Origin of the sequence: Elizabethkingia bruuniana (assembly GCF_002024805.1) — a bacterium.
Taxonomy (GTDB): domain Bacteria; phylum Bacteroidota; class Bacteroidia; order Flavobacteriales; family Weeksellaceae; genus Elizabethkingia; species Elizabethkingia bruuniana.
In genome coordinates this window covers 1259748-1273769 of record NZ_CP014337.1, presented here as the reverse complement: position 1 = coordinate 1273769, position 14022 = coordinate 1259748, and the positions used below count along the sequence as shown (strand labels likewise).

The 14022-nt window shown below is 35.9% G+C and carries 14 protein-coding genes; 3 read left to right on the top strand and 11 right to left on the bottom strand.

Features of this window, described 5'->3' with window-relative positions; genetic code table 11:
* Positions 1 to 43: 43 nt before the first annotated feature.
* A complete protein-coding gene (locus AYC65_RS05980) occupies positions 44 to 343 on the top strand; it encodes a hypothetical protein (protein WP_034867682.1) in 300 nt (99 codons plus the stop codon).
* Between the two features lie 52 nt (positions 344 to 395).
* Positions 396 to 938, top strand: coding sequence for a hypothetical protein (locus AYC65_RS05975; protein WP_236708669.1), 543 nt, complete (start codon positions 396 to 398; stop codon positions 936 to 938).
* Here AYC65_RS05975 and AYC65_RS05970 read toward each other — a convergent pair.
* Positions 931 to 1695 carry a response regulator transcription factor gene (locus tag AYC65_RS05970; protein WP_034867680.1) on the bottom strand — a complete coding sequence of 255 codons (765 nt, stop codon included), beginning with the start codon at positions 1693 to 1695 and terminating at the stop codon, positions 931 to 933. The two genes, AYC65_RS05975 and AYC65_RS05970, sit on opposite strands and share 8 nt — an antisense overlap.
* Before the next feature lie 86 nt (positions 1696 to 1781).
* Between AYC65_RS05970 and AYC65_RS05965 the strand changes: the two genes are divergently transcribed.
* Positions 1782 to 2432: a DUF1349 domain-containing protein gene (locus AYC65_RS05965; RefSeq protein ID WP_034867679.1), complete on the top strand. Its 651-nt coding sequence runs from the start codon at positions 1782 to 1784 to the stop codon at positions 2430 to 2432.
* Positions 2433 to 2816: 384 nt separating this feature from the next.
* Here the strand turns inward: AYC65_RS05965 and AYC65_RS05960 are convergent, their stop codons facing one another.
* From AYC65_RS05960 to priA, 10 genes are all read right to left on the bottom strand, one after another.
* Positions 2817 to 3794 carry a polyprenyl synthetase family protein gene (locus AYC65_RS05960; protein WP_034867677.1) on the bottom strand — a complete coding sequence of 326 codons (978 nt, stop codon included), beginning with the start codon at positions 3792 to 3794 and terminating at the stop codon, positions 2817 to 2819.
* Between the two features lie 52 nt (positions 3795 to 3846).
* Positions 3847 to 4722 carry a hypothetical protein gene (locus AYC65_RS05955; protein WP_078674571.1) on the bottom strand — a complete coding sequence of 292 codons (876 nt, stop codon included), beginning with the start codon at positions 4720 to 4722 and terminating at the stop codon, positions 3847 to 3849.
* Positions 4712 to 5755, bottom strand: a complete 1044-nt coding sequence (gene rlmN, locus AYC65_RS05950; RefSeq protein ID WP_034867674.1) for a dual-specificity RNA methyltransferase RlmN — start codon at positions 5753 to 5755, stop codon at positions 4712 to 4714. Before rlmN ends, AYC65_RS05955 begins: the two co-directional genes overlap by 11 nt.
* A 96-nt stretch (positions 5756 to 5851) precedes the next feature.
* Positions 5852 to 6901, bottom strand: a complete 1050-nt coding sequence (queA, locus tag AYC65_RS05945; RefSeq protein ID WP_034867672.1) for a tRNA preQ1(34) S-adenosylmethionine ribosyltransferase-isomerase QueA — start codon at positions 6899 to 6901, stop codon at positions 5852 to 5854.
* 204 nt (positions 6902 to 7105) lie between these two features.
* The gene (locus tag AYC65_RS05940; protein WP_034867670.1) at positions 7106 to 7597 is read right to left on the bottom strand and encodes a DNA-deoxyinosine glycosylase; all 492 of its coding nucleotides are present in this window, start codon (positions 7595 to 7597) and stop codon (positions 7106 to 7108) included.
* Entirely contained in the window at positions 7581 to 8072 is a 492-nt protein-coding gene (locus AYC65_RS05935; RefSeq protein ID WP_034867668.1) for a toxin-antitoxin system YwqK family antitoxin, read from the bottom strand. The genes AYC65_RS05940 and AYC65_RS05935 overlap by 17 nt, the downstream gene beginning before the upstream one ends.
* A gap of 10 nt (positions 8073 to 8082) precedes the next feature.
* Positions 8083 to 8538 (bottom strand): hypothetical protein, encoded by a 456-nt coding sequence (locus AYC65_RS05930; RefSeq protein WP_034867666.1) that lies wholly within the window; start codon positions 8536 to 8538, stop codon positions 8083 to 8085.
* A 111-nt stretch (positions 8539 to 8649) separates the two neighbouring features.
* Entirely contained in the window at positions 8650 to 9843 is a 1194-nt protein-coding gene (locus tag AYC65_RS05925) for a glycine C-acetyltransferase (protein ID WP_034867664.1), read from the bottom strand.
* Positions 9844 to 9918: 75 nt separating this feature from the next.
* The gene (gene dacB / locus AYC65_RS05920; RefSeq protein WP_034867662.1) at positions 9919 to 11385 is read right to left on the bottom strand and encodes a D-alanyl-D-alanine carboxypeptidase/D-alanyl-D-alanine endopeptidase; all 1467 of its coding nucleotides are present in this window, start codon (positions 11383 to 11385) and stop codon (positions 9919 to 9921) included.
* A gap of 147 nt (positions 11386 to 11532) precedes the next feature.
* Positions 11533 to 13974 carry a replication restart helicase PriA gene (priA, locus tag AYC65_RS05915; RefSeq protein WP_034867660.1) on the bottom strand — a complete coding sequence of 814 codons (2442 nt, stop codon included), beginning with the start codon at positions 13972 to 13974 and terminating at the stop codon, positions 11533 to 11535.
* Positions 13975 to 14022 lie beyond the last annotated feature (48 nt).

Below are 14022 nucleotides of genomic sequence, written 5' to 3'. Positions count from 1 at the left end.
GCTTATTTACATAAATTAGTTAAAAAAAACGAGAGCTTTAGTAATGAAAAGAAAATCACAGCATATTCTTAACACATCCTCAAATCTTTTGGGGTTTTGTTTAGTAATCATCACTTCACTAAAAGTCGCAAAACTGTCAAAAGGAACCTATTTGGATGATTTTGCAGCAGTTGCAAGTTTGCTTTTAATGGCTAGTTGTATCCTCTCTTTTCTTGCCATACGTACAGAATCGGAAAAAAAATCTTATAAATACGAACGGATTGCCGACTTGTTTTTTATTATCGCATTAACTGCTTTAGCTATTTCTGTTGTTATTATTGTTTTCTTAGATTTGATTAATTAAATCTGTTATTTATTCAAAAGGAAATATTACTGCTCTTATTATTTTAATAATTATGAAAGAAAAAATTACTTTAAGTTTTAGGGGAATGACACAATCTCAGTACCGGCTATCTATATTTTTTATCATATTGTCTATATTTCTTATCCCGACAATATTTATGGCTATTGTTATTAGCTATCAGCTAAACAAAATACCCAGGGCTGTGGGAATTATGATAATGGGTATTGCCGCAATTATTGTTTTCTTTCTTCTCTCTTTTCTTTTCAAAAAGCTTCTTGCCAGTAATTTTAAGATTTGCTTTGAAGACAAACAAGCTATTATCTCGTCTAAAAATATTAATAGCGTAGTTCTTTATGAAAATATTGAAAAACTGGAAATAAGAAATAATACCGATTATTCTTATCTACTATTTTTAGAAAAGGATGGCAGGAAAACTAAAATATTTGTAGGAATGGCAAATCTCGGTATGAAAACAAGTACAATCCTTACACCTGCTGATCAGTTGGATTCTTTCTTTGGAAAACCGGATTTCGAAAAAAAGACTTATTTCAAAAAAAGTATGGAATATATTCTTTATACAACTTTTCCTAACTAATCCACCCAAGGCATTCTGCTTTATAACAAGCTTCGAAAGAATTGTTTACATGAAGCTTTTCCAGAATATTCTGGCGATGACGGTTAACGGTATGCAGGCTTATAGATAATTCAGCAGCAATTTCTTTGCTCAGCTTTCCATTTTTTATAAATGTCAGAATTTCTTTTTCCCGTTCCGATAATATATTATCTAATTCGGGTTTACTGGTTTTTACAATTTCCCCGGTAGTGGTATTTACAATCATTCCTTCATAAGAATTCTGTCCGGGATGTGATGAAAAACTGTAAAGACATAATACTAAACCTATGCTTCCGTTCGGCGTACTGTTAATATAGAATATACGGTGCCATACCGGCAAATAACTTCCCTGAGAAGTTTTCATCCGTACAGCACTGGAGACGTGATAATTTCTTCTGTTATCCTGTGCTATACCTTTCAGAAAATGAAAAAAGTACAGCTCCATTCGGTATTTTTCAGTAAGATCATCCGGATGAATTCTCTCCAATACATCTTTTTCCCATATAGAAGGTATTTCAGACTTTTCATTTGTGAGTCCTAATGTGGCAGCCATATTTCCGTAATAGATATAACTTTTATCTGATACCAGATCACTTAGTACAGCAATTGCATTTTCTGTTTGTGCATATACCTTTGCAATATTCTGTCCTGCCAATAATTGAGCTTCCGGATTGTTTTCCTTGCCAAAATTCTGCTGAAGCAGTTGCTCATTTAAAGTTGTACCTATATTATCTTCCATAAAATGGCTATTAATCAGTATTGCTACCTATGTTGGTCTATTATAGCTTTGCGAAAATAATCAATTAAGCTAAAAACAACATTAATATGCGAAAACTATTATTGTTTATGATTGGCAGCATAACGCTACAACAGGTTTCTGCCCAAAAACTGGAAAAGCTTCAATGGTTTAATGAACCTGAGAAATGGGAGATTAAAAACAACAGCCTTCAGATGTTTGTAACTCCGCAAAGCGATTACTGGCGAATATCCCATTATGGATTTACGGTAGACGATGCTCCCTTCTGTTATGGAGTTTATGGTGGTGAATTTGAAGTAAAAGTAAAAATTACCGGAGATTACAAAGAAAGATTTGATCAAGCCGGACTAATGCTTCGCATTGATAAGGAAAATTATATAAAAACTGGTATTGAGTTTGTGGATGGCAAATACAACATCAGCAGTGTTGTTACCCATAAAACAAGTGACTGGAGTATGATTAGCCTAGATAAAAGCCTTCCATATATCTGGATAAAAGCTGTAAGGAAGCTGGATGCTGTAGAAATTTATTATTCTTTTGATGATACAAACTACCAGCTAATGCGCAATGCCTATCTACAGGACAATACTCCGGTTATGGTTGGCTTAATGGGTGCCAGTCCGGATGGAAAAGGTTTTCTGGCAAAATTTGAAAACTTTAGTGTGAAGCACCTTCCGGACCAGAGAAGATTAAAGTGGTTAAAGGAAAATCAGGAATAATTACATTATTCTTTTTTCATATAGTAAATAAGGGGAAGAGGTCTTTGAAAGGCCTCTTTTTCTTATAAATCCTTGTCAAGGTTTGGAACCTTGACAAGGCTAATAAATTATTTGATTTAATAATAGATCATCGGAATACTCTTCGACTTCGCTCAGAGTGACACTGTATCCAGATACTTTTTTATACCAGAAAATTCTCTCTATTTGTGATTAAAAACTCTAAATCTCCATTTAACACAAACCAGAAGTTATAAAAAGCCCTGTCAAGGTTTAAAACCTTGACAGGGCTGATTAAATTTAGAACCTAATTATGTCACTCCAAGCATCGTCGAAGAGCTTAACATTAATAGACTATACTATTTTGATTTATAAATTATAGAAAAATTAGAATTTACGTTCGATAACGTAATCCAGCATCAGACGTAAAGATTTCTTTGCCTCAGAATCGGGGAAAGTATCCAGAATATCTACAGCTTTTTGTTGGAAATCCTTCATAATACCAATTGCATAATCAAGACCACCAGAAGTTTTCACGAACTCAATAAGTTCTTTTACTCTTTTAGGTTTCTTGTTATAACGTTTGATCGTTTCGAAAAAATATTTACGTTTCTCCGGATCAGCCGTTCTAAGTGTATAGATTAACGGCAGTGTCATTTTTTGTTCCTGGATATCTATTCCTACAGGCTTACCTATAATATTGCTGCTCAGATAATCGAATAAGTCATCTTTAATCTGAAAGGCCATTCCTGTATAAGTACCAAACTCTTTCATTTTAAGAGCTGTATCTTCATCCACGTTATTGGACCGGACACCGACCTCACAACAAGCGGCTATAAGCGTAGCTGTTTTCTGACGGATAATTTCGTAATAAACATCTTCCGTAATATCCAGTTTACGGGCTTTTTCCAACTGAAGAAGTTCTCCTTCTGCCATTTCTCGTATGGTTCTGGAGATTACTGCCAGTAAATCGAAATCTTTGTTATCTGTAGAAAGCAATACACTTTTTGAAAGTAAATAATCGCCTACTAAAACAGCAATTTTGTTTTTCCAGAGTGCATTGATGGAGAAAAAATTACGGCGTTTGAAAGATTCATCCACCACATCATCGTGTACCAGAGTTGCAGTATGAATAAGCTCTATCATAGAAGCTCCACGATAGGTTTTTTCGGTTACCTCTCCTACCAGATTAGCGCACAGAAATACAAACATAGGACGCATTTGTTTCCCTTTGGTGGTTACAATAAACTGCGTCACTTTATCCAATAATGAAACATTACTTTTCATAGATTCATAAAACTTCTTTTCAAAAAGTTTCATGTTTTCTTTTATCGGACTTTTGATTTCCTCTACAATATTAGCCACTGGATCGCTGGTTAAATCTGGATGATGTTAAATTTTCGAAACACAAATATAATCAATTAAGTTCTTTAAATGGTAAGAAATATAATCGTTGTCTGGCATTAATGATTTTAAATTTGAATTGCTCTCCGGAAATATACAAACCTTCTTCTGTAGCTGTTAGCCCTTCTATTTGCCCGAAGCGTGTGGCCATCCCCAGAAAGTATTTCTGTATTTTACCGTTAAAGAACACTCCGGGAGCAGTTTCTTCGCATGATAACAAATAAACATTAGCTCCTTTGGTATAGCCAATAAGGTATAGTTTCCCCTGATAGTAAGTAGCGTCTGTCACTACAAAATCTGATTGATAAGATTCTGTTTTTTGTGCAGGCTGCAGGGTTTCGGTGGTTGGATCTATAATATAATGAGATACCGACTTGCTCTTCCACTCTTTGGTGAACAGATGAATTTTTCCGTTCAGAAGAATCATGGCTTCTGCATCGAAATCATTATTTCTGTTTTTGGAAGAAAAATCTTGTTGTTCCGGGTAGAAGAAATTAATTCTGGAAGTATATGTCAGGTTTTCAGTTTCCGGATTGAAAGGAATTTTATAAATAGTGAGATCCTTTCTGTTTCCCAGATTATTGCCAAAATCACCTACATAGATATTTTCGCTGTCATTGGTTATTGCTTCCCAGTCTATATTTACAGCATTAGTTTTATAAGTTTTACCAATGCTACCGTTATTTGGGTTCAGCTCATAGATTTCGGCAGGATTACCACTATCATTAAAGCTTAGCAGCTTTCCTTTTATAATGGTTAAACCCGAACTTTCTTTTAGTGTATCAGAGATAAGAGTCTTTTCAAAAGGCTTTAGCTTTAAGGTCCGGACTTCCTGTGCAAAGGAAACCTGAGCCATTACCAAAGCTATGAAAAGGTATTTAAGCTTCACTTTCAGTTGTTTTGTTGGCCAGCTGACCACAAGCTGCATCGATATCACCACCACGGCTTTTTCTTACCATTACAGTTATACCTGCTTTTTCCAATTCGCGAACATACTTTTCTTCAGCAGCAATACTTCTGTGATCGTATTTACCTTCACCAATCGGATTGTACTGAATAAGATTAACTTTAGAAGGAATCTGTCGACAGTATTTAATCAGCGCTTTAATATCTTCATCACCATCATTAATTCCTTTCCATACACAGTATTCAAAAGTAATTACGGATCCTGTTTTCTGATACCAATATTGCAAAGCTTCCATAATATCGGTTAAAGGAAACTTATCCGAGAATGGCATAATCTCATTACGCTTATGCTCAATCGCTGAGTGAAGGGAAAGTGCTAATTTTACTTTTAGCTCTTCATCCGCCAGCATCTTGATCATCTTCGGTATACCGGAAGTAGAAACGGTAATTCTTCTCGGTGACATTCCCAAACCTTCGGGCTTGGTAATTTTATGAATGGCTTCCACAACGTTTTTATAATTCATCATAGGCTCTCCCATTCCCATAAATACGATATTGGAAAGCGGCCTGTCGAAATATAAACGGCTTTGTCTGTCTATTAAAGCTACCTGATCCACGATCTCGGCAACTTCAAGATTACGCATACGTTTTAGTTTCGCTGTAGCACAAAATTCGCAGTTCAATGAACAGCCAACCTGTGAAGATACACAAGCAGTAGTTCTGGTTTCTGTAGGAATAAGCACACTTTCTACCATCAGGTTATCGTGTAGCTTTACTCCGTTTTTAATAGTTCCGTCTGTACTTTTCTGCATTAAATCTACAGATACCGGATTAATCGTATACTCCAGTGCAATTCTTTCTCTCAAAGGCTTCGAGAGATTGGTCATTTCGTCTATAGAGTGCAGGTTTTTGGACCATAACCAGTCATAAACCTGTTTCGCGCGGAAAGGCTTCTCTCCAAGCGATACAAAGTATTCTTTTAGCTGGTCCAGGGAAAGTGTGCGGATGTCTTTCATTGAGTTGACAATTGTCAGTTGTATAGTATAAAAAAGCAAACAGTTGGCAATACACAGTAAAATACTGCTACTGCCAACTGTTTATTTTAGTCTTTATTAAAGAATAAGCATTGCATCACCATAAGAATAGAACTTATAGTCATTCTTAATAGCTTCTTCATATGCTTGCATTACAAAATCTCTACCTGCAAAAGCAGCGATCATCATAATTAATGTAGACTTTGGTGTGTGGAAGTTGGTAATCATTGCATTTGCAATACCAAAATCGTAAGGAGGATAGATAAATTTGTTAGTCCATCCTTCGTAAGCACTAAGTCTTCTGTTTGTAGAAACCGAAGTCTCGATAGCACGCATAGTAGTTGTTCCTACTGCACACACTCTACGGTTTTCTTCAATTGCTTTATTAATGATGTCAGCGTTATCCTGAGTAATGATAGCCTGCTCACATTCCATTTTATGCTTAGAAAGGTCTTCTACCTCAATTGGGTTGAAAGTTCCTAAACCAACGTGTAATGTTACATTTGCAAAGTTGATCCCTTTGATCTCCATTCTCTTCATCAAATGCTTAGAGAAGTGAAGTCCTGCAGTTGGTGCTGCTACAGCTCCTTCTATTTCTGCATAAATTGTCTGGTAACGCTCAGCATCTTCTGGTTCAACATCTCTTTTGATGTATTTAGGAAGTGGAGTTTCTCCAAGTTCAGTTAATTTAGCTCTGAACTCTTCGTAGCTACCATCGAATAAGAAACGAAGTGTTCTACCTCTTGAAGTTGTATTATCGATAACTTCAGCAACTAAGCTTTCGTCTTCTGTAAAGAAAAGTTTGTTACCAATTCTTATCTTTCTTGCCGGATCTACTAATACATCCCATACACGAGCTTCACGATCTAATTCACGAAGTAAGAATACTTCAATTTTAGCACCTGTCTTTTCTTTATTTCCATAAAGACGAGCCGGGAATACTTTAGTATTGTTGAAGATAAATAAATCATCCTCGTTAAAATAATCGATTACATCTTTAAAAAGCTTGTGCTCGATTGTTTGAGTTTTACGGTCTAAAACCATCAATTTTGCTTCATCACGGTTTTCGGATGGGTGTTCAGCTAAAAGATGATCAGGTAGGTTAAAATTAAAATCAGAAGTTTTCATTTATATAAAATCGTATGTTACAGTTAAAAAATTTCAGACTGCAAATATACGACATCGAATACCCCTTTGTCAAGTCTTTGAGAATTAAAGATTTTATAACGCCTCTGGTTGGCCTCTAATAACACATATAAAGTAAAAAACCTTACAGACTTTTGAGATCTATAAGGTTGGTGGTTAGCTTTATATATTCTAAAACACCAAAATTTACAGATAATGAAGAATCTGTTCCCATTCCGGAAGTTTCTTTTCGAATCCGACAGTATGAAGCGGACTTGTGCTGGGTAATCCATAAAAATTAATCCCCACTTCTTTATTTTTTAGCTGTTTACTAAGATTTTTGAATGCTTTCTGTCCGTTGCAGAAAACAACCTTTATATTTGGAAACTCTTTTAAAAGTTTTGCAATGTCATTTGCTTCTTCATTTTTTATATCGGTATCTTTACTTCCTTTTCGTTCACAGCTTTCTATCGTATCCCATACTGCAATTCCATTTCGCTGAAGCATCACTACCTTTTCTTCATAATCCGAAGTTACGGGTTCAGCCAGCAGATGAAACATAATCTTCCAGAAATGATTTTGCGGATGTGCATAATATTGCTGCATCTCCAGAGATTTTACTCCGGGTACGGATCCCAAGATCAGAATTTTTGAGTCTTTATCTATAAAAGGTGGAAATGAATTAATTCGATCCTCCATTCAATGCTTTATTTATCTTTTTCATGTTGTCCTGCAGTTCTTTGTTCCCTGCCTGATCAACTTCCTTCGTTGTTTCTTTGGCAGCCTGACTAAAGTCAATTTCTTTAGCTAATTTACCATTTTCATCATAATATTTCCATACCCCATATTTATACCAATTCCGGTATTGATCAGTAATATTAGTCCTGGACATTCCTATAGCAGATAATCTACCATTTGAATGATAGGATTTGGTTACTGATGTTTCTTTTTTAAATTTCTCCGTTTCATATAATCTATCACCATATTTATAAGTCCATTTTCCAATTTTTTCTCCGTTTCTATATTTACCTGTCGCCAGCATATCTCCATCACCTGTATGCAATGTTTCTTTCCACTTTCCATGTCGTTGGTGTCTGGCATCATATTGATTGTATTTGGTAGAACAACTTACCACAGTTAAAACAGTCAATAATAGTAGAGCTTTAATATTCATATTAATAAATTTAGTGTCCGTAAAATTTCTTCACATCGTATTTCATTATACCTCCTTCCTGGTACTGGTATAAATGGCCTTCTTTGTAATATTTAATCCAAAGTAGATTGCCTTTTGAATCATATTCATGCCATGGTCCAAATTTATACCAATGCCTTTTCCCATCTTTTGTTATATCCAGTCTGGACTGCCCTTTAGCCATCAGTAATTTATCCGGATAGTAATAAGTTGTGGTAATAATATTCTTCCTGATCTTGTCCTTTTGATATAAAGTATCTCCAAAGGAATAAAGCCACTTCCCTTTTTGTTCACCATGCCGGTATCGTCCTTTACTCGTTAACATTCCGCCGGCCACAGGTTTTGTTTCATTCCAATACCCATGCCTTTGCTTTGCACGATCTCTTTTGTTGATCCCACAGGAGAACAATAAAGTTAACACAATCAATGAAGAAAAAAGCTTATTCATATTCTACTTGAATAGAATAAAAATAGTAAAATAATTTTATTCTACAACAATAGAATAAAAAAAATCCCCAACATTTCTGCGGAGATTAATATATTTAAAAACTAAGGGAGATTAAATAACTCTTAATTCTTTACCAATTTTAGTGAATGCAGCAATTGCTTTATCCAAATGTTCTGGTGTATGTGCAGCAGATAATTGTACTCTGATTCTAGCTTTGCCTTTTGGTACTACCGGATAGAAGAAACCAATTACATAAATACCTTCATCCAATAATTTATCAGCCATTTGCTGAGAAAGCTTAGCATCGTACAACATAACCGGAACAATAGCAGCATCTCCTTCAGGAATATCGAAACCAGCTTCCTGCATTTTAGTACGGAAATACTGTGCATTTTCCATTACTCTGTCTCTTCTGGAAGTATCATCAGAAATTAATTCCAATACCTTAGTTGCAGCTCCTACGATACCAGGCGCTAATGAGTTAGAGAATAAATATGGTCTTGAACGCTGACGCAGCATATCGATAACTTCTTTTTTACCGGATGTGAAACCTCCAAGAGCACCACCTAAAGCTTTACCTAATGTAGATGTAATAATGTCTACTCTTCCGATTACATCATTAGCTTCATGAGTTCCACGGCCTGTTTTGCCAATGAAACCTGTTGCGTGAGAATCATCCACCATTACCAATGCATCATACTTGTCAGCAAGATCACAAACCCCTTTCAGGTCAGCAACAATACCATCCATAGAGAAAACACCGTCAGTTACAATAATTTTGAATCTGTGATTTTTTTCAGAAGCAGCTATTAATTGTGCTTCCAGATCTTCCATGTTATTGTTTTTATATCTGTAACGGGCAGCTTTACATAATCTAACCCCGTCAATAATTGAAGCATGGTTTAATTCATCCGAAATAATCGCATCCTGTTCCGTAAACAAAGGTTCGAAAACCCCTCCGTTAGCATCAAAACATGCTGCATAAAGTATTGTATCTTCTGTTCCTAAAAATTCAGAAATCTTCTTTTCCAGATTCTTATGAATATCCTGTGTACCGCAAATAAATCTTACTGAAGCCATTCCGTATCCATGAGTATCCATTGCAGCCTGAGAAGCCTTTACAACTTCCGGATTATTCGCTAATCCTAAATAGTTGTTTGCGCAGAAATTTAATAAGGTCTTATTATTTACTACTATTTCCGCATCCTGCGAAGAGGTAATAATTCTTTCTCTTTTGTATAGTCCGTCAGCATCAATCTGTGCCAATTCGTTTTGAAGATTCTCTAAAAATTTTGGGCTAATCATATTATTAAATTTGAGACGCTAATTTATAAAAAAAGCCTCCAGTAAAGAAGGCTTTCGTATGTATTTAAGAAAATTTTATAATTGTAATGTCGGTTCCAGCAATTGTTCCATTTTTCGTTTTACCTGATCGACTGAACCACTATAATTATTAATGAGTAATGAGAATGTAAGTGTCTTCCCTGTTCTCGTTTTAATATAGCCTGCAAGTGTTTTCACTCTGTTCAGCGTTCCCGTTTTGGCGAAAATTTGTCCATTCGCTTCATTATACAAGAACATTTTTTTCAGTGTTCCTGAATTTCCGGCAATTGGCAATGAATCAAAATAAGTTTTGAAATATGGTTGTTTCATTAGCTGTGCCAGGAATTTCACATGTGCCAAAGGGGTTACAGTATTACTTTTAGAAAGGCCACTTCCATCTGCATAATTCAGTCCTGCAAAGTCAAAACCTACAGCTCCCAAATGACTTACAACAGCGCTTTTGCCAGACTCCAGCGAAAGATCTCCATTGGTATAAAATCCGGAAATACGCATCAATGCTTCTGCATATCTGTTATTACTGTTCTGGTTGGTAAAGTATATTATATCTTCCAGTGTTGGAGATTTTTGTTCTGCCAAAAAAACTCTTTCTTCAGGGTTAGTATCTACAGTACGTGTAGTTACTGCACCCGTTACAGGCGTTCCGCTTTTTATTAAAGAAGATTTCAGATTATTAGCCAGATAAGCCGGAGCATCCGGTAATTTCCCTTGTAAATATGTATTTCCTTCAAACTTATCTGCATAAACCAGCTGCTTACTATATGGTGAAATATAGAAGTAGCTTTTCTCTCCGGATGATGGTCTTTTGGCTTTAACCACCATTTTTTCGTTCTGAGGATTTATGTTCTGGGTATTCCCTACAGGCAAATAATAGTTATTGTGTTCTAACCATACGATATTAGGAGGAAGAATTGTTTCGGATGTTTTAAAAATCCCAGATTCTATTACAATTCCACCATTAATTCTTTTGATTCCTGCCCTGTTTAAAGCATCTTTAAAATTAGCAATAATTGTCCAGTAAGAGTCTGCTCCAGCCTGATTGGTTCCAAGGCTGGGGTCTCCACTACCAATAATATACAGGTTTCCATTCAAAGCTCCTTCCGGGGTTATTTCTCCGGAATATTCCAACTGAGTTACCCACTGGAATTTTTTTCCAAAAAGAGAATATGCTGTATCGGTTGTCAACAGTTTCGTTGTGGAAGCTGGCACCAATGGTACATTCTCGTTGTAGCAGGTAATCATTTTATTCGTTTGCGGATCATAAACCGCGAAGCCCCATGTTGCATAACGCAGAACGGGATCACTCTGAACTCTGTTCAATTCAGTGTCTAACTGAATTTTAGGGCTCAACAGGGATTTCTCAGCCGTCATTTCTTTTCCCACAAGCTGCTGCTCCGCATATACCTGCGGATAATATGTTTGTACAGATGGTTGAGCAGAGGTTTGTGCTAAAAGAAATGAAGTGAAGAGGATTAGGTTCCCCGAGATAAGTTTCTCTAGATTCATTTATTAAATATTTATAAAAACATGTAAAATGCTGAATATTTAAAAAATATAAATATTCCACATCTTATAACGAAATAAAAATACTAATTATTATGCCTAATCAATGAGTGAGCTGTACTAAAGCTTCATAACTTTTGTTAAAAAAAGTTAAAAATCGACATAGAGATTCAATTTTACACTTTTGTAACCCGAAATTTCATTGAATTCATCTATTGAAGTAGAGACAAATTGTTTGAACAGATTGTATTTTTTTCCTTTAGGAAGTTTTAGTAAAATCTGATACTGGTATAAATTATTAATCCTGAAAATCTGTGATTTTTCAGGTCCCAGTATGCATTCTTCCGGCAAATACTTTCTTAGGACAGAGCCCAGAAACTGGGATGCTCTTTCTACTTTATCTTCCCGGCGGTGCTTTAATTCTATGAAAATTAATTTCACAAAAGGCGGATATAAGAATCTGTTTCTTTCCTGAATAAAGTATTCGTATATGTGATCCGGATCCTTTGACAATTTCTCAAAAATGGTCTGATAAGGATTATAAGTCTGAAGCAGCATTCTTCCGTGTTGCGAAGTTCTTCCGGCGCGTCCGGCCATCTGAGTGAATAGCTGATAAGCTCTTTCTTCTGCCCGGAAGTCCTGAATATGCAGCATTGCATCAGATTTCGGAACCACAACAAGATCTACATGATCAAAATCCAGTCCTTTAGAAATCATCTGGGTACCAATAATAATATCCAGTTCCTGATTTTCTACTCTTTCAAAGAACTTTTCGTAGGCAAATTTAGTCCGCATAGCATCCAGATCCATTCGACCAACTTCTGCTTCAGGAAATAGACGCTGAACTTCTTCTTCCAATTGCTGGATTCCCAAACCTTTTGTTGTAAGATTTTCGGAATGACAAGACGGACATTGCTTAGGCACTGCCGATCTCTGACCACAATAATGACACTTCAGTTCGTTAGATACTTTATGATAAGTCATCACAACATCGCAATTACTACAATATTGTGTATAACCACAACTTTCACATTCTATCACATTGGCATATCCACGGCGATTGTGAAGGATGATAACCTGCTTCTTCTGCTCCAATTGCTCCCTGATCTCCATAATCATTTGGATTGTAAAGCTGCCATTAGTAGTTTTCAGATTCTGAGCTTCTTTAAAGTCAATCAGGTTTATCTTAGGAACTTTGCTTTCGCCAAAACGTTCATCTAATTTCACCAATCCAATTTTATTGGTTAAGGCCGAATAATAAGATTCGACAGAAGGTGTTGCACTGCCCAGCAGAACTTTTGCTTCGTAAAACTTTCCTAAAACAATTGCCGCATCTTTTGCATTAAAAAAAGGCTGAACAGTTGTTGTTTTATATTGGGAATCGTGTTCTTCATCTACAATTACCATCCCAAGATTCTGAAATGGTAAAAAGAGTGCATTCCGAGTTCCCAGAACAATTTTCAACTGGTTATTTTTTACTTTTCTCCAAATTTCAACCTTTTCAAAGTCGGTTAATTTGGAATGATAAAAACCGAGTAATTGTCCGTATTTTTTCTCTAATCTTTGGGTGATCTGCTTGGTCAATGCGACTTCCGGGAAAAGCATTAATACATTCTTTCCGGAAGCTACTGTTTCTTCTATTTTGGAAATATACAGGTGGGTTTTACCAGATCCCGTAACACCATGTAGCAATACAACATCTTTCTCTTCATACTGCTTTACAATTTCCCACAAAGCTTTTTGCTGAAGATCTGTAAGCTGTTCTATTTGCTCCAAATCCCCGTCATACGAGTCTATACGATCTTTTTGCAAATAAAACTCTTCCACATAACCTTTATCAACAAGTGCTTTTAGCTGCTGGCTGCTGAAAAATTTATCTTCAAAGAGTTCTGATTTTTTTACAAACGGATTTTCGGAGGTTGCTTTATCCAGAATGGCCAGAAAAAGATCTTTTTGTTTAGGCGCTTTATTCAGTATCGAAAGGATTTCGTGAAGCGCTACACTTTCCAGCAACCCTTCTTTCAATCTGATATATGAAACCTCTTTAGCTTTATACTTTTCGCTAATTTTCTCATCAATAACAATCAGACGCTCGTCGATCAGACTGTTAAGCGTCTTCATAACCTCTTTTCTGGGAATAAATGCTTCAAGTTCCTGGAGATTAATCACGGATTTTACCTCCAATGCCTGCATCAGATGTATCTCGTGAACATCCAGTACTTCATAGTCAACTTCTACATCCGGATTCCTCTTTACATAAGTTTCGCTTTCCAGTTTTAAAGAAGAAGGAAATGCAAAACGGTATACTTCACCTACATTACACAAATAGTAATCCGAAACCCATTGCCAGAATTTCAGTTGCTCCTCCGGCAGGATAGCTTCATTATCCAAAGCGGAAATAATTTCTTTTGGTAAAAATGCTTCCGGTTCTCTGTCATGAATTTCAGCAACAATCCCCGTATAAAGTTTTTTTCCGCCAAAAGGAACTACAACACGCATTCCGATCGCCAGTTTACCATATAAAAAAATAGGAACTTTATAGGTATAAGTTCCTTTAATATTTAATGGCAAAATGAGCTGAGCAAACATCATTTTTATCTAAAATATAAAAAATCTGAGAGTGAGTATTTCTTCTATAGT